Source organism: Acinetobacter sp. NBRC 110496 (assembly GCF_000876115.1).
Taxonomy (GTDB): Bacteria; Pseudomonadota; Gammaproteobacteria; order Pseudomonadales; family Moraxellaceae; genus Acinetobacter.
The window spans coordinates 1-23,400 of sequence record NZ_BBTF01000035.1 but is presented as its reverse complement, the minus strand read 5'-3'; the positions used below and the strand labels follow the sequence as shown (position 1 = coordinate 23,400).

The window sequence follows — 23,400 nt, the reverse complement described above, 5'->3', positions numbered from 1 at the left end:
TACTACTTTAGAGGATTCTAACCTGTACAAATCTAAATAAATAAAACCTACATAAACTTAACAACCAATACACAATTTTAACAATCACATCACATATTTGTTTAATTACATGAATCATTCCTCAAAAGAATATTATTAAACATGATTGTCATAAATCTTTAACAAAATGGGACTTTAAATCTCAAACTCATAAAAATATATTCAGCTGATGTATAAGTATTTTAGATCTATCTCTTAATTTTATTTTAAAATGTATGAAAAAACAAATGCTTAACATTCACAACGATTATCTAAAAATACTTGTGGATACTGCAACCACATTTGGTGTCCCAAAAGGTGAAGTCATTCGATATTGTCAAATTCCTTTATCTTTGCTAACAGATAATAACAACAATGACCGTATAACTTTTGATCAATGGACCGATATTGTGATTCGGTTACTTGATTTATTACCTAACAAAGGAGTTGGCTATCAATTAGGGCTAAATTGTAAATTGACTGCCCATGGTGCGATCGGATTTATACTCTTGAGTAACAGTACAATTGGGAGAGTACTGATTGATTTACAAAAATATTATAGTATGCGCATTCATAAAATGGATTTAGCCATCCTTAACAAAAACAATAAAATTATTATTCGACTTACCCCACTCTATCAACTACCCGATCATTTAAACGAAGCCAAAAAAAATATGATCAATAAGTTCTTCATAGAAAGTGCATTGATTGACATTATTACTAATTTACAAATGATCACCAACTTTAATTTAACCGGGATTAATATTCATGTGACATGGGATAAAGAGGAATATCACAATCTCTATGAAAAACGTTTACCTGCTTTTCATTTTAATAGGGATCATAATCAAATTATTTTTGACCTTAAATGTCTAGATCTTCCTCTGACTTTTAGTTCAGATACTGCTTACCAACTTGCAATGGAACTGGTCAATAAAGAATATCTTTTTTATAGAGATCAAGATAATAAAATTATTTTAAAGGTCAATCAGCAACTCAAATTTACACCTGGTCTAGGTTTTCCTAGTCTCGTTGATGTTGCAAATAAACTAAAAATATCAGAAAGAACCTTAAAAAGAGAATTGGCACTCGCTAATACAACCTTCTCGGCATTGCTGCAATCCAAAAAATTTGAATTGGCAAAAAAGTTAATTGATTCAAATCGAAATATTCAAGAAATATCTGATTTATTAGGCTATAGCCATATTAGCGCATTTTCCAGAGCATTTTTTGGCTGGACGGGGAAAAAACCGAGTGACTATATTCGTGAACAAAGGGTTTCTATTAAAAACTATTATCTAGAACCACCACAAAAACCATATTAATCGTTTTTTAATTATTCCTTTTTCACCGACTGACTAAACATATTAACTCTTAAAATTAAACAGATTATGCCTTTTCAATAAAAGTCATTTCTTTATTTTAAAAATGAGGTTAGATTATAAATACTCAGTTTCCCCCTCAGTTGTCGATACCCCGAATTAGGCAACTGAGGCTTTTTATTTTTTATCAAAGTGATTTTTTAACATCTAGTTAATTTAATATACTAAATCAGCATAAAACAATTAATTTAAACTTTCAGTGAACATCGTCTAAATTTTTCAAATGGTTATCTTTATATATTTTCAACCGTAATATACATTTCTGATTAAAAAGAACTAAATTTCTCTAACTCATCAATCAGTTGTTTCTTTAATTCATCATCATAAATTTTAAATTTTAGGTTTTCAGTATAACTTTCCGCAAAAATTAAACGGCTAAACTCACTGTTCGCCAACCCCTTGGTCAGCAAGAATGCCTGATAGGCTGCCAGTAAAGCACTCACTCGATGATTGAGTGGCTTTTTATCTCTTGTATTAACGCTTTCATTCTGCATATAAATATTTCCCTCATCCTTAAAATCCCCATATCCACAGTGATTTAAAGTTCTCAAGATATAGCTTCATCTTTTTATCATTATTTTTTATTATGTGAATTACCATAATATTTTTACATGACATTTTTATGACAACCAACACATTCATAAAAAAGCAATTAAGATCAGCTAGATAAGTTTTCTTATATAGACTATGCTGTATAAGCCTCTTATATGTGATCTATAACAATGAGCGATATCAGCCTGTTAATCGAATTGAATCAAATGATTGATTATTATATTTCGCGTAACGGCTATCGTCCGACTCGGATTCTGCTAGGCTATAAATCCTATACCGCACTGATGCAAGATCAACATTTTGCTCAAGATGTTATAAATTCTGCTTTAGATCCAAATAAGCGAAAATATAAGAAGCTGAAAATCAAAGTCACCAAAGATGACCATCAATTAGAACTTGAATAATCAAAGTGATCACTTTTATGTCGAATTCAAAGGATAGAAATCTCTCATAAAATGCTTGAAAATAGCCCCCATAAGACAGCCTGCTTGAAGTGAATCCATGATTATAAAAGCAACCCAACACGATCATTCTACGTTAATAGAAATATGGGAAAAATCGGTTAGAGCGACACATGACTTTTTACCTGAAACCATGATTTCAGAACTCAAACCGCTGATCCTGAATGAATATTTTCATCATGTTACACTGCATAAATATGTGATTGAGCATAAAATTGTCGGCTTTTTAGGCTGTAGTAGCGACAATATTGAAATGCTGTTTATTCTGCCAGAATATCGAAGATCAGGGATCGGCAAAGCTTTACTCGATTTTGCAGTTAAACAACTTCAGATCTATAAAGTTGATGTCAATGAACAGAATCTCCAAGCTGTTAACTTTTACCAAAAAATGGGATTTCATACGGTAAGTCGCTCAGAACTCGATGGCCAAGGTAATCCCTATCCGGTTTTACATCTACAAATGACCCCTTAAGCAGCAATGCTTAGGGGGCTATTCTCCCTCATAGATAAACACTTGTTCAATGCTCAATCCAAAGGCATGTGAAATCTTAAAGGCAAGCGCTAGACTTGGATCATAACGCTCCTTTTCAATCGCATTGATGGTTTGCCGCGACACGCTGACATAATCCCCCAAGTCACTTTGCGACCAGCCTTTGTGTTTTCTCAATTCAGGTAGATTATTTTTCATCTATATTTCCAAGTTCCAACGATGGTCGCAATCGACCAAAGCATTGCCATCATTGGCCAAATGATAAACATTGTGAGTTTTGGAAATCCAACATTTTCCAGAAAACCATAACTAAAGGTGATCAGTGATGTTCCGATAAAACTCATACCTAAGGCTTGTAATTGTATCTTCTGTTGCAGCTCATCAAAGCGCTTGAATTGTTGAATAATCACCCATGCAATGACCAATGCAGGTAACATCGGCGTTAATGAAACAACAATTTTAAGCCATTGTATATCAATAAAATTTAAGGATTTTAAAGAGCCAATCAAAACCACCATATAAATTGAAATTGCGATGAGCAATTGCAACAAGTTTCGAGAATGATTCATACTGCACCATGTAAAGTAAGCTTTACAACAATATATAAACCACTCCGCAAAATGTAAAGTACACTTTACATTATTTTTTATTCAATCCTTAACATTTTGTGTTTATCTCCTTACCGAATTGATCATTTTGAAAGACAAGTTAAGCAAATGAGTCACTGAGCAAATTTATTTTTTCTTCTAATATGCCGCTATTGAATAGCAACCTTCGAGCTTTAGGTTCACATGACTCAATCACCAAAAGTTAAACGCAGTTTTCTTCACAGTCCAACTGCACAAAAAATGCTGAATAGCCGTAGGGGACGTCAGGCACGCCAAGTCCTCTCCAATGCAACAGATCGTCTCTTACGTGGTCAGCAACTGGCACTTTCAGGCAGAACACCTTTTGATATTGTGTATCAACGTGAAATTATTAGCTTACGCCACTATACGGTTGCAACAGACAGTACCGTAAAGCATCGTATTCCTTTGGTCATCGTGCCACCGCTTGCCGCGAATATGCTGATCTATGACTTATTCCCAAGCCGTAGTCTGGTGGCTTATTTTCTCGCACAAGGTTTTGATGTTTATCTGATTGATTGGGGGACACCAAGCCTACGCCAAGCCAAATATAATCTGGGTACATATGTGAAAACCTTTATGCCAGACTTTATTGAGAAAATCCGTGCGCATAGTGGTCAGCAACAATTATCGCTGTATGGTTGGAGCTTGGGTGGTGCGTTATCACTCTGCTATACCGCGCTGTTCAAAGATAAAAACATTCAGAATATGGTCATCTTGGCATCCCCGATTAATACCCATAAATCGGGTTATATGGGTAAGTTCTACCAACGCCTGACCGTTCCAGCACAATGGATTCGTAGCAATACCAAGTTTCGTATCCATCAAGTGCCTAGTCGCGTGTTTCATATTCATGGCTGGCAAAATACCTTAGGGTTTAAATTGACCGATCCAATTGGCAACTTTAAAAATTATTGGGAACTGCTAAAAAATCTGAATGATCGCCAATTTGTGATTAATCACGCCACTTCCAGTTCTTTTGTCGATCATATGCTGGCTTATCCAGGTGGCGTGATGCGCGATATTATTCTACGTTTCTGGATTGATAATGAGCTATCTACAGGCTCAGTCCAATTTGGTGAGCAAAGTGCCAACCTGAAAGATATTGATTGTTCCGTACTGGCAGTAGGCGGTCGTAGCGATATTATTGTAACGGCGGAAGCAGTGCGCCCTCTTATGGATTTAATCAGCAGTACCGACAAACAGTTTGAAATTGTTCCTGGAGGGCATATGGGCTTGGTTTCAGGAAGTCAGGCACCCGAATTGGTCTGGCCTGTCGTCACTCAATGGTTAGCGCAACGTTCTGACTAAAATTATCCTTAAAACAAAAAGGCTGCCGATAGGGGCAGCCTTTAACATAAGCCGATCTTCGATTTATCCATCATGCAAAGTGCTGATAGCGATGCAATACCAGACCTTCTATATTGACGGGCGTACCTAATAAATAGCCTTGTAGTTGATTGCATCCCAAACTGGTCAGGATATCCGCTTGCTGTTGTGTTTCAACCCCTTCTGCTGTCACGACTAAGCCCAATTTTGCAGCCAGATGGATAATACTTTCTAAAATGGCCTCTTCTTTTGAATTCGGTTTCAGATCAATCAGGAAACCTCGATCAATTTTCAATTCATCGACTGGTAAATCTTTTAAATACAAGAAACTTGAATAGCCTGTACCAAAGTCATCAATTGCAATTCGAATCCCAAGTTTACGTAAACGTTCCAAGGTACGAATACTGGAATCAATATGATGCATTGCTGTAGATTCAGTAATTTCAAGAATGAGATGATGCGGTTGGATCTGATATTGTTCTAATAATTGTTCTAATACACTAAAAAGCTTTTTATTTTCAAATTGCAGAGCAGATAAATTAACAGCGATTGGATAAAAAGGACTGCTACTTCGTTCCCACTGCTGAATCTGTATACAGGCCTGTTCAAGTGCCCAATATCCCATCGGAATAATCAATCCAGTTTTTTCAGCACCCTCAATAAACATTTGCGGTGTCAATAAGCCCAGTGTTGGGTGTTTCCATCGAATTAAGGCTTCTACCCCACAGACCTCATAATTCGAGGTAAATTTGGGTTGATAAAACAGCACAAATTGTTGCTCATCAACCGCCTTATAGAGATCATTGATCAGTTTGGACTGACTGCGTACATCTTGCTGATCTGACATTGAGTGGAACATGGTATAGGTGTTACGGCCCTGATCTTTGGAAATCAGCATTGCAACATCCGCATTAATCAACAGGTCTTGAACATTGGTACCATGTTCAGGGTACATTGCAATCCCGACGCTGGCAGAAATATTAATATCTTTTGCCGCAATCAGATAAGTTTCCTGAATGTAATGCAAAATATCTTCTGAAAGCTGCATCGCTTCATTGATATCGGTATTCTCAGAAATTAAGACGAACTCATCTCCACCAATCCGAAACAGCTTATGACTTGAGCCCAGCTTATTGTATAAACGATTCGCCATCTGAATCAGTAACTGATCACCAATATGATGACCAAAGGCATCATTTACTGATTTAAAGCGATCTAGATCGATATATAAAAATGCCGCTTTTTGCTTATTTAAGCGATGATGATTGAAGTCCTCTTCTGCATGCTCAGTCAGGTATAAGCGATTGGGTAATTTGGTCAGTGTGTCATGTAAAGACTGGGTGGCTAGTTCTTTATTAATTAAAGTGAGTTGCTCATTCCTTTCTTCAAGTCTAGCCTCCAGTATCGCAACGGCAAAACCAGCAACAAAAACCAGACTGGTAATAAAAATAATCGTAAACAGTAAAACGCTTTGCCCTGTCTGCTCTGAAGTCAAAACTTGCGCCAGACTTTCATCAAAGTAGGTTGCAGCCATCCCTGTATAGTGCATTCCCACAATACTAAAGGCCATGAGTACAGCAACAACCCCCTTGAGCAAGGTACGATATTTGACTGCTGTTTTATATTTAAAAATAAAAAAGAAACTTAGACCTGAACCACTAATTGCAATTAAGACTGAACACAAGACCAGTAAAGGGTCGTAATGCATGGCATGATGTTCAACCGTCAGTGCCGCCATACCCGTATAGTGCATTCCGGATATGCCAAGTCCCATAAACACGGCACCGAGAATCAAGCGCGGGATAGGCAAAGTCGGTCTTGAAGTCAGCCAAACAGCAAAGGTAGAAGCAACGGCCCCCACTAGGTAGGAAAGAACGGTCAAATTAACATCAAAAAGATAGCCTTCTGGCAAATGGCTAGCCAGCATTCCCACAAAGTGCATTGACCATATGGCTAATCCTAAAATCAGCCCACTCGCCATTAAAATGCTTTTTTCAAACTTTTTATAAGCAGCTTTAAAAACGAGTTCTTCCATCGAAACTGCAGCGTAACATGTCGCGACTGCAACCAAAATGGAAACGATGACCAATGTGCTATCGTAATCAACGTGAACCATAAAGGACTTCCATGATTATTCAGTACTTTTTTTTATATGATGAGCAAAAATGCCCGAAATCCGAACGACGTTTCACACCCAAAGAAGCCATGAAGACTGGATTCATAAACTTTCCTTAACAATAACATCATCTAGCATAAGGTCAAGTCTTTTTCACTTTATAAATCAATAGAATAAAAGCACATAATCATTTCAAACCAATGAAAAATCTTGTTTTTTTATTACATTTTTTTTACCAAAAGACTCATTTATTTTTACTAGATCATTTTAATTTTTAAGTCATGACAAATTCTTTGTTTTTAATCGTGCAGATACCCCAAAGCATGCAACACTTTTTCTATTTAATCAGAACCTCTTACAGCAATCAAGCTGATTAAAACACCAACAATATAAGCTTATTTTTTTATCTATATTGTTATAACTCTGTTATTGGCTGGCATAAAAAAGCTCGCTTATTTCAACATGTTTTTTTGCTGAAATGAGCACCTAACCTCGTTCTTGTTTTTACCTACGGTTTTGTTCGCTGGAATCCTGAATAGGATCTTTTTCACAACGGCGGTGATATGCTTCGCTAACGCATGTAGCAGCTCGATTATCCAATAAAAACCCCTGTACAAACCGGGGCTTTTAAAGATTAGAGCAGAACTTAGTTCTTCTCTTTATCTACGATTTTGTTTGCTTGAATCCAAGGTATGAACAAAAATGGGAAGCGTTGCTTCCCATTTTTTGTGTAAGGCACGTAACCTTAGTTCTTTTCTTTATCTACGATTTTATTCGCTTGAATCCAAGGCATCATCGCACGTAACTTGTTACCTGTTACTTCAATACCATGCGCAGCGTTTTGACGACGACGTGCTGTCATTGATGGGTAGTTTAATGCACCTTCTTGGATGAACATCTTCGCATATTCACCAGACTGGATACGTTTCAATGCATTACGCATTGCTTCACGAGACTGTTCATTAATGACTTCAGTACCCGTCACATATTCACCATATTCAGCGTTGTTAGATACTGAATAGTTCATGTCCGCAATACCGCCTTCGAACATCAAGTCAACGATTAACTTCAATTCATGCAAGCATTCGAAATAAGCCATTTCAGGTGCATAACCAGCTTCAACCAAAGTTTCGAAGCCCATTTTAACCAATTCAACTGCACCACCACAAAGAACTGCTTGCTCACCAAACAAGTCAGTTTCAGTTTCTTCACGGAAAGAAGTTTCGATGATACCGGTACGACCACCACCTACACCAGAAGCATAAGAAAGCGCAACGTTACGCGCATTACCAGAAGCATCCTGGTGGATCGCGATTAAATCAGGAACACCTGAACCACGTTGATATTCCGAACGTACAGTGTGACCTGGTGCTTTTGGAGCAACCATAATCACGTCTAGGTCTTTACGTGGAACAACTTGGTTATAAAGAATAGAGAAACCATGCGCAAATGCTAAAGTTGCGCCTTCTTTGATGTTTGGTTCAATCACGTCACGATAAAGTTGCGATTGAAACTCATCTGGTGTCAAGATCATCACGAGGTCAGCTTGGGCAACAGCCGCTGGAACTTCAGATACTTTAAGACCAGAGTTTTCAGCTTTTTTCCAAGAAGTAGAACCAGCACGTAAGCCAACAGTTACGTCTACGCCAGAGTCTTTCAAGTTAAGTGCATGTGCATGACCTTGTGAACCATAACCAATGATTGCAACTTTCTTGCCTTGGATGATTGATAAGTCACAGTCTTTATCGTAAAAAATTTGCATCTGTTTTCTCCGCTAAAATTTTTGTCATTTCCCTTGTTCTGCAAGGACAGATCTTTTGTAGGCTCCCCCATGATTACCGTTCTGGGTGATCCCCCCTCTTTTTCAAAGAGGGGTTGGGGGAGATTTTTTAAATTGTTAAAACTTTTTCACCGCGCGCGATGCCTGATACACCAGAACGAACAACTTCTAGAATGGTATTTTCTGCCAGCGCATCAATAAAACCATCAATTTTTTCAGTTGTTCCTGCGATCTGAATCGTATAGGTCGTCGGCGTCACATCCACAATCTGAGCACGGAAGATGTCAGCCGTACGTTTGATTTCCGCACGTGCCGCACCCAATGCCTTGACTTTGATCAGCATCAATTCACGTTCAATGTGTGAACCTTCAGACAGATCAACCACTTTCACTACTTCAACCAATTTGTTCAATTGCTTGGTGATCTGCTCGATTTTGTGGTCATCGCCATAAGTGGTTAAGGTCAAACGCGATAAGGTTTCGTCTTCTGTCGGTGCAACATTGAGGGTTTCAATGTTGTAGCCACGTTGACTAAATAAGCCAACCAGACGAGAAAGCGCACCAGCTTCGTTTTCAACGAGTACTGAAATAATATGTCTCATTATGTACGCTCCCCTTTACCTAACCACATATCCTTCATGGACTGACCTGCAATCAACATTGGATACACATGTTCTGTACGATCAACCATGACATTAATGAACACGCATTTATCATTAATTGCCATCGCTTCAGCTAATTTAGAATCGAGCTCGTCAGCATGGTTAATCTGAATGCCCACATGACCATAGGCTTCCATTAACTTGGCAAAGTCAGGTAATGAATCGACATAAGAACTTGAATGACGTCCTTCGTAGTTCATGTCTTGCCACTGCTTCACCATGCCTAACGCCTGGTTGTTCAAGCAAAGAATTTTCACATTCAAGCCATATTGCTTGCAGGTCGACAATTCTTGGATACACATCTGAATTGATGCTTCGCCTGTAATACACACCACCTGCTGGTCAGGGAATGCCAGCTTTGCAGCCATCGCATACGGTAAACCAACACCCATAGTGCCTAAGCCACCAGAGTTGATCCACTGACGTGGACGTTTGTATTTGTAGTAGTTCGCACCAAACATTTGATGCTGACCCACGTCAGAAGTAATGATGGCTTCACCATTGGTCGCACGATCTAATGCCTCAACCACTTGCTGAGGTTTCATTACACCATTTTGACCTGCTTCATAACGCAAGCCATGTACTTTACGCCATTCATTGATCTGAGACCACCATGCTGCAATTGCTTCAGGGTTTGGCTTCGATACATTCATTTGTTTCAATTGCGCCAACATTTCTTGAAGAACAGGCTCTACTGCACCCACGATTGGGATATGCGCCATAATGGTCTTCGAGATGGTTGCCGGATCGACATCAATATGAATGACTTTTGCATTGGTACAGAATTTTGCTGGGTTATTGGTCACACGGTCATCGAAACGTGCACCAATCGCTAAGATCACATCGGCATTATGCATCGCCATATTGGCTTCATAAGTACCATGCATCCCCAACATTCCCACGAATTGCGGGTCGTTACCCGGGAAAGCACCTAAGCCCATTAAAGTATTGGTGACTGGGTAGCCCAACAAGTGTGCAAGTTCAGTCAATAATCCAGAGGCATTACCTTGAACTACACCACCGCCCGTATAAATCATCGGACGTTTCGCGGTAATTAGCTCATCAATCGCTTTGCGAATTTGACCCGAGTGACCACGTGAAGGCGGCTGATATGAACGCATCTTCACTTTTTCAGGATATTCGTAGGCAAATTTTTCCGCAGGATTCGTTGCATCCTTTGGAATATCAACCACAACTGGACCCGGACGGCCAGACGCAGCGATATAGAAGGCTTTCTTAATAATTGCAGGTATTTCACTCGCGTGACGCACTTGGAAACTGTGTTTTACGATTGGACGAGAAATACCCACCATATCGGTTTCTTGGAACGCGTCCTCTCCAATCAGATGGCTTGCAACCTGACCAGACAAAATCACCATTGGGATTGAGTCCATATAGGCTGTTGCGATTGGAGTGACGGTATTGGTTGCGCCCGGCCCTGAAGTGACCAGTACTACACCAGTCTTACCTGTTACGCGCGAGTATGCATCTGCCATGTGACCAGCAGCTTGCTCATGACGAACGAGGTAATGGTTAATTTTGTCTTGTTGAAATAGCGCATCATAAATATGTAATACAGCGCCGCCTGGATACCCAAAAACATGCTCTACGCCTTCGTCCGCAAGGGCACGAACGAGCATTTCACCACCAGATAAAAGTTCCAACGTGATTCACCCTAGTGTTAGCACAATTTATGGGAGACATAAATTGTGTGTTATTCATTAACTTTTGCACTTCTTATAAGTGTGCGTATTCTACTCGTTTTTGCTGCAATAGGAAAAATTTTCTGAGACTCATCAGCCGTATAAACTTGATGACATCTCGAATCAAAATGTGCTGGGATAAGCAGATTTCAAAACGTCATTCTCTCGGCTAGAAAGAATGTCCATTGCAAGCCATGACATTTATTCGAAGGGTGATCAAATAAACACATATAAAACTTGAGAAAGCATTCTTGTTTCTTTCATAAGCAATGTCAAGAACAAAGAAAAGGTTTTTAACGAATATTTTTTGGCTGTTGTTTTTTTAAACACATTTCACGAAATATTTTGGTCTTTTTAAATGCCCTTTTATCAAAAAACTATTTTCTTTTTATTGAAAACTAGGCATTGTAAACTACTTGATTAGGCACTTTGGTCGAATATAAATATATTTTCTTGGGGAGATCAAATATGAAATCATCTTATTTAAAAACAAGCTTATACACGATTACAGCAACGATAATGCTGCTCTGTTCAAGCCAAAACCATGCACAGCAATATTATAAATGGGTCGATGCCAGTGGTTCGACCCATTACACCACCACACCACCACCGAAAGGTGCAAAACGTTTGGACAAAGTTTCGACTTATGGCAATAGCCATCAAACCACCACCCCAACCACTCAGCAAGGGCAGCAAGCCACTTCTGAAGCTGCGCCCAATATACCGCAACAGACATCTCAAACAGCACCTGTAGCACCAGCAAACACAGTTAAACCGCAGAGCCCGCCACCTGCCTCTGCTGTATCTGCTAAATAAACACAACGACAATCCTGCAAGGTCATCTTCAATACAGTGGCCTTGTAGATAAAATCCCGATCTAAAAACTGACAATTACTACAATTTTGCGCTATGCTGTGCAGCAATCTTAACTTTACTTTTTTGTTGTATCGCATATCCCTATGACGACTTCTCACATTGACTCCGAATATCAAGCAAGTGCTATTGAGCCCCAAGTTCAACAAGACTGGGACAATCGCAAAGTTTTTAAAGTTGCAGACACTGTAGAGGGCAAACATCGCTATATCCTGTCGATGTTCCCGTACCCAAGTGGCAAACTGCATATGGGGCATGTGCGTAACTATACCATTGGTGACGTGATTAGCCGTTTTTATCGTTTAAAAGGCGAAACCGTATTACAGCCGATGGGTTGGGATGCATTTGGTTTACCTGCTGAAAATGCAGCGATTGCGCATCAGGTAGCACCTGCAAAGTGGACCTTTGAAAACATCGCTTATATGCGTGATCAATTAAAAAAATTGGGTTTGTCTGTGGATTGGGATCGCGAATTTGCGACCTGTACACCAGAATACTACCACTGGGAACAATGGTTATTCGTACAACTTTATAAGAAAGGCTTGATCTATCGTAAGCTTTCAACAGTCAACTGGGACCCTGTAGACCAGACCGTGTTGGCCAATGAACAAGTTGAAAATGGTCGTGGCTGGCGTTCAGGTGCATTGGTAGAAAAACGTGATATTCCAATGTACTACTTCCGCATCACTGACTATGCACAAGAATTATTAGACGACCTAGATACCTTGCAAGATGGCTGGCCACAACAGGTCTTGACCATGCAACGTAACTGGATTGGCCGTTCGACGGGGATGGAGATTACCTTCCCTTCTGCCAATACTGAAATCTATGCAGATGGCTTAACGGTTTATACCACACGTGCTGATACCTTGATGGGGGTGACCTATGTTGCTGTTGCAGCAGAGCACCCTCTGGCCCTCAAAGCAGCCGAGAACAACCCTGAACTTGCTGCATTTATTGAAGAATGCCGTATGGGTTCAGTCGCAGAAGCTGATTTAGCCACTGCTGAAAAGAAAGGCATGGCAACAGGCTTATTTGTGAAGCATCCAGTGACAGGCGAAGACCTCCCTGTTTGGATTGCCAACTATGTCTTAATGTCATACGGTTCAGGCGCGGTGATGGCGGTGCCTGCACACGATGAACGTGATTTTGAATTTGCCAATAAATTTAACTTGCCAATCAAGCAAGTGATTGATGCCAAAGGCGCCGATGATGCTGAATACTCAGCAACTGAATGGCAAGAATGGTATGGTTCAAAAGAAGGCAAACTGGTAAATTCTGGCGAGTTTGATGGTTTAGCATTCCAAGCTGCTTTTGATGCTTTCCTTGCAAAATTAGAACCACAAGCTTTGGCCAACTCTAAGGTTCAATTCCGTTTACGTGACTGGGGGGTTTCCCGTCAACGTTACTGGGGTTGCCCAATTCCAATGATCAACTGTAACAGCTGTGGCCAAGTGCCAGTTCCAGAAGATCAATTGCCTGTGGTATTACCGACCGACGTGGTTCCAGATGGTTCTGGTAACCCATTGAACAAGATGCCAGAGTTTTACGAAACCAAGTGCCCAAGCTGTGGTGCCGATGCGCGTCGTGAAACAGACACCTTGGATACCTTTGTAGAATCATCTTGGTACTATGCACGTTATGCCTCTCCTGATTTCACTGGTGGTATGGTAAAACCTGAAGCGGCGCAAAACTGGCTTCCAGTCAACCAATACATCGGTGGTGTTGAACATGCGATTCTGCACTTACTTTATGCACGTTTCTTCCATAAATTGATGCGTGATGAAGGCGTAGTACAAGGCAATGAACCATTCACCAACTTGCTCACCCAAGGCATGGTGTTGGCCGATACCTTCTATCGTGAAGCGGAAAGTGGCAAGAAAACCTGGTTTAACCCTGCTGACATCGAATTAGAGCGCGATGAGAAAGGCCGTATCCTGTCTGCGAAATATTCAGGTGATGGTCAGGAAGTTGTGATCGGCGGACAGGAAAAAATGTCCAAGTCGAAAAACAACGGTATTGATCCACAAGCCATTATTGACCAATACGGCGCAGATACTGCACGTGTCTTTATGATGTTTGCGGCACCACCTGATCAATCATTAGAATGGTCGGATGCCGGTGTTGAAGGCGCCAACCGCTTCCTGAAACGTGTCTGGCGTTTGGCAGTTGGTTTCTTGGAAAAAGGCAATCAAGCAACGGCTATCGACAGTGCAAATCTGTCGAAAGATGCACAAGACTTACGTCGTAAAACCCATGAAACCATTCAGAAAGTGGGTGATGACATCGAGCGTCGTCATGCCTTCAATACGGCGATTGCTGCATTGATGGAATTACTCAATGCCAGCAACAAGTTTGAAGCAAAAGATGACAACGATGTTGCTGTTGCACGTGAAGCCATCACCACCTTGTTAACTTTGCTTGCTCCATTTGCACCGCACTTGAGCCAGACCTTGTTAACCCAGTTTGGTTTGGAGTTAACAACGGTTGAATTCCCGCAAGTGGATGAGTCAGCGTTAACCCGTAATACACAAACGATTGTTGTACAAGTGAATGGTAAACTTCGTGGTAAGTTAGAGGTCGCTGTCGATATGTCTAAAGAGGACGTATTGGCTTTGGCAAAAGCATTACCTGAAGTTCAACAATTCTTGACTGGTCCAACCAAAAAAGAAATTGTGGTACCGAACAAACTCGTTAATTTAGTTGTTTAATAATTCGTTCTTGCCTCTCTTTGTAAAAAGAGAGGCATCCCCTCGTGAAACCAGAGGGATAAGAATAGATTTCATTAGAGGAATAAATATGCACTTAGCGCAACGTGCAGCTGCTATCGTTCTCACTTTAGGCCTAAGTGCAGGCTTAGTCGGCTGTGGCTTTCACTTAAAAGGAAGCAACACTACAGCAGCACCATTGGTTTATAACAAACTAACTTTAGTATTGCCTGACAATACCGATGAGTTGGAAAATCGTCTCAGTATCTATCTCAGTGCGACAGGTGTACAGCTCAGTAACGCGAATGATGCTTATGTACTTCGTATTCTGGATTACACGCCGCGTCGCCAATTGTTGAATGGTAAGTTGACCGAAGTATTGCTACGTTTAACCGTGACCTTCCAGATTGAAGACCGTCAAGGCAAGAAAATCACTGAACCACGTACCTTAACCGCCTCTCGTACCTATCAATACGATGTGGCTACAGTGAACACGGATAACCAACAAGAAATCTATCTCAATCGAATTATTGTTGATGATATTGCACAGCAAGTGACTCGTCAGATTGCGGCGAACCGTTTACCCAAAGCTCAGCCATAATCACGCTTTATGAAACTGGATTATGTTCAAGCCTTAAAACGTGTAGGTGAGGCTCGCGGTGCATGGATTATCCATGGACAAGAGCCTTTACTGGAGCAAAACCTGCTCGATGCATTCCGTAAGAGCTGGCAACAGCAAGAAGTTGAACGGCAACGCTATGATATCAATAGCGTGAATGACTGGAAAAATGTCTTTAACGCACTGAATAGTTTATCCCTGTTTTCACAACAACTTGCGATTGAAGTACATGGCAATATCAAGCCCGATGCCAATGGCTTGAAACAGCTGAAAAGCTATATTCAACATAATGAACATAACCTCTTATTGGTTGTTTTACCCAAACAGGACAGTAGCAGCTTAAAGTCTGCCTTCTTCCAAGTGGTTGAGGCCAATGGTGTGGTGGTTCCACTCACCGCAACCTATCCACAAGATCGACAACGTATCTTAGCCTTAGAAGCAGAAAAGCTTGGTATTCAGCTCAATCATGATGCATGGCAATGGCTGATGCAGCATCATGAACATAATCTTCTGGCTGCCAAAAATAGCCTGATGCGTGTTGCCGATACCTTTCCCGATATTCAACAGATTCAGATTGAACAGCTTTATGCCTGCTTACAGGATCAATCGCGTTATACCACCTATGATCTAAGTGATGCTTTACTGGCAGGAAATCTGGCACAGTCCGTCAAGATTTATCAATATCTGATTGCTGCGGGTGAACCTGATAGTCTGATCTTATGGACCCTGAGCAAAGAAATGCGCTTATTGATGCAATTGTTTGAACAACCGCATAATGCAATTCAACTCGGGATCTGGAAAACCAAAGTTTCACAGTATCAACAAGCGCTACGCCGTTTAAATCCAAGACAGTTTCTAACTTGGTCTGATTTATTATTGCGTATTGATGCAGCGATTAAAGGCATGTCTAAGGAAAATCCAGAACAACTAATGCTACAAGCTTTAGCTGAACTCTGTGGTACGACCTTATTCACACAACCTAGTTAAGCCTAAGCATCCAAAAATAAAAATAAGGGATGACATGATGTCTTTTGATTTAAATCCCCTCTACATTGAGCAGATAAAAAATCTATTTAAGCATGCAGACAGCCTGATCATCAGTGCTGGTGCTGGTATGGGTGTCGATTCAGGTTTACCTGATTTTCGGGGCAATCAAGGCATGTGGCAAGCTTATCCAGAGCTGGGCAAACAGCGCATCGATTTTAGCGAAATTGCTAACCCAGCTGCGTTTAAACGGCATCCACATTTAGCTTGGGGTTTTTATGGGCACCGCTTGGCACTCTATCGCCAAACCACGCCTCATCAAGGCTTTGCCCTGCTGAAGCAATTGGCTGAGCAATTAGAACTGCCCTATTTTGTATTTACCTCGAATGTCGATGGGCAATTTCAAAAAGCAGGCTTTGCAACTGATCAAATTTATGAATGCCACGGCAGTATCCACTATTTGCAATGTCTGAATGTCTGTCAGCAACATATCTGGTCAGCGAATGAATTGAGTCCAGACATTGCTCAACACAATTGCCAATGGCAAGGACCATTACCACAATGCCCTGTCTGTGGCCATTTAGCACGGCCAAATATTTTAATGTTTAATGATGCAGCTTGGATTAGCCAACGCCAGATACAACAAGCAAAACGCCTCGATCTCTTTTTAAAAAATCACCATCAAGCTGTTGTGATTGAAGTGGGGGCAGGTACCGCCATCCCCACCGTACGCTCTTTTAGTGAACGATTTGCCCCGCGGCTGATTCGGATTAATCCACGCGAATCTGCGATCCCGTCACAAGCAGGTATTGCCCTTCCTTCAAATGCGCATGCAGGTATCTCTAGTATTTATCGGATTTTTATAGAATAACTTGGCCGCAAAAAGGAAAATAATTCTCATTATAGTTTAAAAATATTCACGCTTTATCCTCATTTCACTTTTATACTAGCTCCAGTTTCTCACTTTTGACCTGTTGACATGCCAAAAACAAACACTAAAAAGATTCAGCCTCGTAAAATCATCATGATTGCAATCGGGGTATTGATTATTGCAGCACTCGGCTGGATGTTCTTCAAACCGAAAGCCCAAGCACCTCAATATATTAGTGCCGAAGTTTCTCGTGGCGATATTGAAAACTCGGTCTTGGCAACAGGGGTACTTGAAGCCACCAAAATGGTCAGTGTCGGGGCACAGGTCTCTGGTCAGGTGAAGAAAATGTATGTTCAATTGGGTGACCAAGTAAAACAAGGTCAGTTGATTGCACAAATTGATTCAATTCGTCAGGAAAATGAACAGAAAACTGCCGAAGCCAACATTAAAAACCAGCAGGCACAATTGGCCGTACAACAAGCCAATTTGGCCAAAGTTGAGGCAGAATATAAACGTCAGCAAGCCATGTTCAGTCAAGATGCAACCTCACGTGCCGAGCTGGAAGCGGCATTAGCCAATTTTAAAACAGCACAGGCACAGATCACATCGATTAGTGCGCAGATTGAACAGTCCCGCTTAACCTTGGCAACAGCGAAGGAAAATTTAGGCTATACCCGTATCATTGCACCGATGGACGGAACCATTGTGGCCATCGTGACCGAAGAAGGTCAAACGGTAAACGCGAACCAAACGGCGCCGACCATTGTCAAATTGGCGAAACTCGACACCATGACCATCAAGGCGCAGATTTCTGAAGCAGATGTCATGAAAGTTGAAAAAGGCCAAACCGTTTATTTCACCACCTTAGGGAATAGTGACAAGAAACATTACGCAAAATTGCGTCAAGTTGAACCCGCACCAAATTCAATTAATACCGAAACCAGCAGTAGCAGCAGTTCATCAACCTCCAACGCTGCGGTTTACTATAACGCGCTATTTGATGTCCCAAATGAAGATGGCAAACTCCGTATTGATATGACTGCACAAGTGTATATTGTGCTGGCAGAAGCGAAGAATGCACTGACCGTTCCTGCTGCTGCCATTCAGACCCAACGTGGCAACCGTGGTAGTGGTAAAGGTAATTCAGCCAATGCCAACAAATCAGAACAAGCGAAAAAACCAGATGCTGACCAGACCCAACGTCCAAAACGTCTGGAGTTGAGCGAAGAAGAAAAAGCCTTGATTGCACAAGGTAAAGCATCAACAGGTATGGTTCGAGTCCTACAAGCCGATGGTACAGCTCAACCACAGCCTGTACTCATTGGTCTGAATAACCGTGTTACAGCACAAGTGCTGAAAGGCTTAAAACTGGGTGATCAAGTGGTGATTGCCGATGCATCTGACAGCTCAAATGAAGCAGCCAAACGTAGCAGCCAACGTGCAATGAGAATGTAATATGACTCAAGATCAAATACATTCATCACAGCCACTGCTTGAGGTCAGTCAGCTCACCCGTGAATTTCCGGCAGGTGAAGGAACAGTACAAATCCTGAAAGGGATTGATCTCAAGATTTATGCAGGTGAACTGGTTGCCATCGTTGGACAATCTGGTTCTGGTAAATCGACCCTGATGAATATCTTGGGGTGTCTGGATAAACCGACTGCAGGCAGTTATCAGGTCAATGGTCGGGAAACACGCCAGCTTGAACCGGATGAACTGGCACAGTTACGCCGTGAATATTTTGGTTTTATTTTCCAGCGTTATCATTTACTTGGTGATTTGAGTGCTGCGGGCAACGTTGAAGTCCCTGCCATTTATGCTGGCGTAGACAGTCACATTCGCCAAGAACGTTCTGCGGAACTGTTATCTGAACTGGGCTTGGCTGAACGGTTGCACCATCGCCCGAGCCAGCTCTCAGGCGGTCAGCAACAACGTGTTTCGATTGCCCGTGCGTTAATGAACGGTGGGGATGTCATTCTTGCCGATGAGCCCACAGGTGCCTTGGATAAACATAGTGGTATTGAGGTGATGCGTATTTTGCGTGAACTGAATGCCAAAGGTCATACCATTATTCTGGTCACCCACGATCTCAATGTTGCCAAAAATGCGACACGTATCATCGAGATCAGTGACGGAAATATTATTTCAGACCGTGCCAATACGCCCGAAAATACCGATCCTGACCTAGAACGCCAGCCACTGCAACGCACAACACAGAAGAAAACCTCTGCTTGGCGCTCTTTCTTCGACCGTCTGGGTGAAGCCTTCCGTATGGCGCTGCTGGCCATGAATGCCCATCGCATGCGTACGTTTTTGACCATGCTTGGGATTATCATCGGGATTGCATCTGTGGTCTCGGTAGTGGCGCTCGGCAATGGCTCACAAAAACAGATTCTGGAAAATATCAGTAGTCTGGGAACCAACACCATTACCGTCTATCAAGGACGTGGTTTTGGTGATAATTCACGTGCCTCCCAAGTTAAAACACTGGTTCCCGCCGATGCAGAAGCACTGGCTGAACAACCTTATGTTGATGGGGTCAGCCCTTCAGCCAATACCAGTGTGACCTTACGTTATAAAGATACCGAAGCCTCAGCAACGGTCAATGGTGTCAGTGCTGACTTCTTCTATGTTCGGGGTCTGACCTTTAAATCGGGGCAGCCTTTTGATAAAAGCAGCGTTACCCAACGTGCACAAGATGTGGTGATTGATACCAATACGGAAAAGACCTTCTTTGCAGATGGTACCAATCCTGTTGGTCAAGTCCTGCTCTTGGGGAGCGTGCCGAGCCGTATTATTGGCGTGATTGACGCACAGCAAGGCTTCATGAGCTCAGACAGCCTGAATGTCTATCTGCCCTACTCGACCGTGATGAGCCGGATGTTAGGACAATCCAATGTTCGTAGCATCATCGTGCGGATTAAAGATGAATATCCAAGCAGTGCTGCCGAGAATGCGATTTTAACCCTGCTTGAACAGCGCCATGGCGCACAGGATGTGTTTACCCAAAACTCTGACAGCATTCGTGAAACCATTCAGCAAACTACAGCCACCATGACCTTGCTGATTTCAGCAATTGCCGTCATTTCTTTGGTTGTTGGTGGTATTGGCGTCATGAATATTATGCTGGTCTCGGTGACCGAACGTACACAGGAAATCGGGGTGCGTATGGCCGTGGGTGCACGACAAAGCGATATTTTGCAGCAATTCCTGATCGAAGCAATTCTGGTCTGCTTATTAGGCGGCGTGCTTGGTGTTCTCCTGTCCTTGGGGATTGGACAAATCATTGGCCATTTTGCCAAAGGGGTAATTGAAATGAGTTATTCAACCACCTCCATTGTCGCAGCCTTCGTCTGTTCAAGTCTGATTGGTATTGTATTTGGCTTCTTGCCTGCACGAAACGCAGCACAACTCGACCCAGTTGCTGCCTTAGCGAGAGAATAAGGAATTTGAGTATGTCTTTTCAATTCACAAAATTAGGACTCGCCCTGGTACTTACTGGTTCCTTAGCTGGCTGTTCTGCTGTGGTCAAAACACCCTATAACGCACCAACAGTCCAAGTGCCGCAACAGTTCCAATACGATGCACAGAAAAGCAAGAGTCTGAATCTAACCGATCAATGGTGGACCCTGTTTAATGACGCTCAACTAAATCAGTTGGTCTCTCAAGTCTTGGCTAAAAACAGTGACTTAAGCGTTGCAGGGATTACCCTCAAGCAAGCACGACTACAAGCAGGTCTGGCTGAAAACAGACAAGGGATTCGAACCAGTTCCAGTGTTTCCGCAGGGCATAATATTGATCTACGTTCCGGCGATGGCTCTGACCGCGGTTTATCCACCAGTGTCGGTGTCAGCTATGAACTGGATTTATTTGGCAAACTGGCCAATCAAACCGAAGCCAGTCGTTGGGAAGCACTCGCAACTGAACAGGACTTACAAGCAACTGCTCAAAGTTTGGTAGCAACCACAGCCAAACTGTATTGGCAACTGGGCTATTTGAATGAACGTTATCAAACCATTCAGCAAAACTTGGCATCGACCCAGAAAATCTATTCTTTGGTTCAATCACAGTATAAAGCGGGTGCGGTGTCTGGTTTAGATTTAACCCAAGCTGAGCAATCGGTACAAAGCCAGAAAGCCAGCCTTAGCCAGATCGAACAGCAACGCGTCGAAGCACGTACCGCGATTGCCGTTTTGCTACATGAACCGGTACAACAACTGAATATTCAAGAGCCTGCGCAGTTACCTCGCAATGCCCTCCCGAATATTGCGGTCGGACTCCCTGCTGATATTTTATCGCGTCGTCCTGATTTACAAGCCTCTGAGTTACGCTTGCGTAAGACTTTAGCCAATAAGGATGCGACCAAAGCCAGCTACTATCCGTCGATTAACCTGACTGGGAGTCTCGGCTCTACAAGTACATCATTAACTCAGTTATTGAAGAACCCTGCTCTAACCTTGGGTGCGAGCTTGAGCCTGCCCTTTCTTCAATATAACGATATGAAGAAAAACATTGCGATCAGTGATCTTGAATATGAAAAAGCCATAATCCAATACCGCCAAACGCTATACCAAGCTTTTGCCGATGTAGAGAATGCGCTATCCAATCGTACTCAACTGAATCAGCAAGTACAGTTACAGCAACGTAATGTTGAGCTGGCAGATAAAACTGAACGTTTAACCGAAGTGCGTTATCGCAATGGTGCGATTGCATTAAAGAACTTACTGGATGCACAGGAAACCACACGTAATGCCAGACTCAGCTTGGTTGAAACCAAGCAGAATCAATATATTGCTTATGTGACTTTAATGCAGGCCTTAGGTGGCAGCCCAGTAAAAGAACTGCCATAACCCTAATTTAGACTGCTATGTTTTTGTATTCACTCTACAACAGGCGTTGCAGCATTTTGAATGAGCTTGGCACTTTTGATATTGTCTCGATCATCAAAAACAACCTCATATGAAAGTTGTTGACCATTGAAATATATTTCTGTGGGAGAACCAATAATCTCCCACAGACCAATGGTCGCAATATCCGCGGTGGTATGCCACAGTGTACGGCTGATTCTTGCCCCTTTTGAATATCCCTGCTGGAAGGTATAGATCTCTTTGCGTTCACCATTCTGGATTTCAGATGTGACTGGCGCGCCAAGTTCAGAAATCACATTATTTCGATGTTTGCCAACTTCTAAAACCGATAGATTCTTTTTATGCGGTTGGTTACTTGCCATCACCGCAGCACAACCTTGCAGTGAAAGTACAATTACCAGTCCTAAAGCCACATATGTTTTCTTCATGTTTAAATTAACTTCCCCGAACGCTAAAAAATAATCTGTTTATCGAGATTCTCTTCAGAATTTTCGACTCAAACAAAACCAGCATTAATTAGCATATAAAGTATTTGATGACAAATGATTAATTATACTTATCGATATATTTTCAACTGATCGCTTATTGTTGAATTGAATATTATGTTAAAAATTATGAAACAAGGCTTACTAGTTTTTTATTGACGTAAATATTACTGTTGCATACGCTAATCAGAATAAATCTAAGTAAGATCGAAAATTTAATTGGTTATGCATAGTCTATGTTTAACTATGCATTTAGGGAGAGGAGAAAAGCAAAAATGCTTAGAAAGTTAGGAGAGTTTCCAAATCGAAATACTGTAGAGTATGCAACCTTACTTGTTCATATAAAAAACGTTCTTTTGCCGCAACATCTCCGCTCTTATCATTGGGAGCATGATGAAGACTCAATGATCATTGTAGGCGTTTCATCAAACGGACGGTTGTGTAGGAAAAGTGTTTACCTTGATTCATTAGAATTAGCCGAAGATTTTGCCATCTACTTACATGAACTATTTAAAAAAAGAAAATATAATTCAGACTACAAAATTGAATTACTTGTTGAAACTACTTCTAGCGGTAAAACCGTATCTCGCTGGAAAGAAATTGACTCTAAAAAGGTAAGAGAAGTACTCTCGTCATAAATACACACCAAGACAAAATATTTAAGTAAAATTTGACATGCGTAGCATTCGCCCAAAAATGAGATCAGAGAAAATCCTATGGCAGCATGGCAATTTAAAGTCTGCTTAATTCCCAAAAGCTGGTTCAATGCCAATGGGATAGACGTTTCTAGATTTTATGATGCAGAAGGTCATTATGATGTCTCTTTTACTTGGAAAAATCGTCCAGTAAATAATGTAAAAGATGAAATTATAA

Annotated in this window: 21 protein-coding genes; 13 read left to right on the top strand and 8 right to left on the bottom strand. The window is 41.5% G+C overall.

The window, feature by feature from the left end; genetic code table 11:
• The first annotated feature begins 254 nt into the window (after positions 1-254).
• Positions 255-1,343, top strand: coding sequence for an AraC family transcriptional regulator (locus tag Aba26S_RS15025; protein WP_005239714.1), 1,089 nt, complete (start codon positions 255-257; stop codon positions 1,341-1,343).
• A gap of 323 nt (positions 1,344-1,666) precedes the next feature.
• Here Aba26S_RS15025 and Aba26S_RS15020 read toward each other — a convergent pair whose 3' ends face one another.
• Entirely contained in the window at positions 1,667-1,894 is a 228-nt protein-coding gene (locus tag Aba26S_RS15020) for a hypothetical protein (RefSeq protein ID WP_043973095.1), read from the bottom strand.
• A gap of 228 nt (positions 1,895-2,122) precedes the next feature.
• Between Aba26S_RS15020 and Aba26S_RS21270 the strand changes: the two genes are divergently transcribed.
• Positions 2,123-2,356 (top strand): hypothetical protein, encoded by a 234-nt coding sequence (locus Aba26S_RS21270; protein WP_005277237.1) that lies wholly within the window; start codon positions 2,123-2,125, stop codon positions 2,354-2,356.
• Positions 2,357-2,453: 97 nt separating this feature from the next.
• A complete protein-coding gene (locus Aba26S_RS15010; RefSeq protein ID WP_005239720.1) occupies positions 2,454-2,885 on the top strand; it encodes a GNAT family N-acetyltransferase in 432 nt (143 codons plus the stop codon).
• 18 nt (positions 2,886-2,903) lie between these two features.
• Here Aba26S_RS15010 and Aba26S_RS15005 read toward each other — a convergent pair whose 3' ends face one another.
• Entirely contained in the window at positions 2,904-3,101 is a 198-nt protein-coding gene (locus Aba26S_RS15005) for a helix-turn-helix transcriptional regulator (RefSeq protein WP_043973092.1), read from the bottom strand.
• On the bottom strand, positions 3,098-3,472 hold the full coding sequence (locus Aba26S_RS15000; RefSeq protein ID WP_005239722.1) for a hypothetical protein: 375 nt from the start codon (positions 3,470-3,472) through the stop codon (positions 3,098-3,100). Before Aba26S_RS15000 ends, Aba26S_RS15005 begins: the two co-directional genes overlap by 4 nt.
• A gap of 222 nt (positions 3,473-3,694) precedes the next feature.
• Between Aba26S_RS15000 and Aba26S_RS14995 the strand changes: the two genes are divergently transcribed.
• The gene (locus Aba26S_RS14995; RefSeq protein ID WP_043973090.1) at positions 3,695-4,840 is read left to right on the top strand and encodes an alpha/beta fold hydrolase; all 1,146 of its coding nucleotides are present in this window, start codon (positions 3,695-3,697) and stop codon (positions 4,838-4,840) included.
• Positions 4,841-4,910: 70 nt separating this feature from the next.
• Here Aba26S_RS14995 and Aba26S_RS14990 read toward each other — a convergent pair whose 3' ends face one another.
• From Aba26S_RS14990 to Aba26S_RS14975, 4 genes are all read right to left on the bottom strand, one after another.
• On the bottom strand, positions 4,911-6,974 hold the full coding sequence (locus tag Aba26S_RS14990; protein ID WP_043973088.1) for a bifunctional diguanylate cyclase/phosphodiesterase: 2,064 nt from the start codon (positions 6,972-6,974) through the stop codon (positions 4,911-4,913).
• A gap of 745 nt (positions 6,975-7,719) precedes the next feature.
• Positions 7,720-8,736 carry a ketol-acid reductoisomerase gene (gene ilvC, locus Aba26S_RS14985; RefSeq protein WP_004655853.1) on the bottom strand — a complete coding sequence of 339 codons (1,017 nt, stop codon included), beginning with the start codon at positions 8,734-8,736 and terminating at the stop codon, positions 7,720-7,722.
• Between the two features lie 127 nt (positions 8,737-8,863).
• Positions 8,864-9,355, bottom strand: coding sequence for an acetolactate synthase small subunit (gene ilvN / locus Aba26S_RS14980; protein WP_004655854.1), 492 nt, complete (start codon positions 9,353-9,355; stop codon positions 8,864-8,866).
• A complete protein-coding gene (locus tag Aba26S_RS14975; protein WP_004655856.1) occupies positions 9,355-11,079 on the bottom strand; it encodes an acetolactate synthase 3 large subunit in 1,725 nt (574 codons plus the stop codon). The genes ilvN and Aba26S_RS14975 overlap by 1 nt, the downstream gene beginning before the upstream one ends.
• Before the next feature lie 507 nt (positions 11,080-11,586).
• On the opposite strand from Aba26S_RS14975, the gene Aba26S_RS14970 reads away from it, so the two are divergent.
• The 8 genes from Aba26S_RS14970 (at position 11,587) to Aba26S_RS14935 (ending at position 22,024) form a co-directional block, all read left to right on the top strand.
• The gene (locus Aba26S_RS14970) at positions 11,587-11,934 is read left to right on the top strand and encodes a DUF4124 domain-containing protein (protein WP_043973086.1); all 348 of its coding nucleotides are present in this window, start codon (positions 11,587-11,589) and stop codon (positions 11,932-11,934) included.
• Between the two features lie 143 nt (positions 11,935-12,077).
• Positions 12,078-14,702, top strand: a complete 2,625-nt coding sequence (leuS, locus tag Aba26S_RS14965; RefSeq protein ID WP_043973084.1) for a leucine--tRNA ligase — start codon at positions 12,078-12,080, stop codon at positions 14,700-14,702.
• An 88-nt stretch (positions 14,703-14,790) separates the two neighbouring features.
• Positions 14,791-15,300 carry an LPS assembly lipoprotein LptE gene (gene lptE, locus Aba26S_RS14960; protein ID WP_005239730.1) on the top strand — a complete coding sequence of 170 codons (510 nt, stop codon included), beginning with the start codon at positions 14,791-14,793 and terminating at the stop codon, positions 15,298-15,300.
• Between the two features lie 9 nt (positions 15,301-15,309).
• The gene (gene holA, locus Aba26S_RS14955; RefSeq protein ID WP_005239731.1) at positions 15,310-16,305 is read left to right on the top strand and encodes a DNA polymerase III subunit delta; all 996 of its coding nucleotides are present in this window, start codon (positions 15,310-15,312) and stop codon (positions 16,303-16,305) included.
• Positions 16,306-16,342: 37 nt separating this feature from the next.
• On the top strand, positions 16,343-17,173 hold the full coding sequence (locus Aba26S_RS14950; RefSeq protein WP_043973082.1) for a Sir2 family NAD-dependent protein deacetylase: 831 nt from the start codon (positions 16,343-16,345) through the stop codon (positions 17,171-17,173).
• A 108-nt stretch (positions 17,174-17,281) separates the two neighbouring features.
• Positions 17,282-18,628, top strand: coding sequence for an efflux RND transporter periplasmic adaptor subunit (locus Aba26S_RS14945; RefSeq protein ID WP_043973080.1), 1,347 nt, complete (start codon positions 17,282-17,284; stop codon positions 18,626-18,628).
• 1 nt (position 18,629) lies between these two features.
• The gene (locus Aba26S_RS14940) at positions 18,630-20,618 is read left to right on the top strand and encodes a MacB family efflux pump subunit (RefSeq protein WP_005239735.1); all 1,989 of its coding nucleotides are present in this window, start codon (positions 18,630-18,632) and stop codon (positions 20,616-20,618) included.
• Between the two features lie 11 nt (positions 20,619-20,629).
• Positions 20,630-22,024, top strand: a complete 1,395-nt coding sequence (locus Aba26S_RS14935; protein WP_043973079.1) for an efflux transporter outer membrane subunit — start codon at positions 20,630-20,632, stop codon at positions 22,022-22,024.
• A 29-nt stretch (positions 22,025-22,053) separates the two neighbouring features.
• Here Aba26S_RS14935 and Aba26S_RS14930 read toward each other — a convergent pair whose 3' ends face one another.
• The gene (locus Aba26S_RS14930; RefSeq protein ID WP_005239748.1) at positions 22,054-22,470 is read right to left on the bottom strand and encodes a hypothetical protein; all 417 of its coding nucleotides are present in this window, start codon (positions 22,468-22,470) and stop codon (positions 22,054-22,056) included.
• Between the two features lie 332 nt (positions 22,471-22,802).
• Between Aba26S_RS14930 and Aba26S_RS14925 the strand changes: the two genes are divergently transcribed.
• The gene (locus Aba26S_RS14925) at positions 22,803-23,165 is read left to right on the top strand and encodes a hypothetical protein (protein WP_005239750.1); all 363 of its coding nucleotides are present in this window, start codon (positions 22,803-22,805) and stop codon (positions 23,163-23,165) included.
• Positions 23,166-23,400 lie beyond the last annotated feature (235 nt).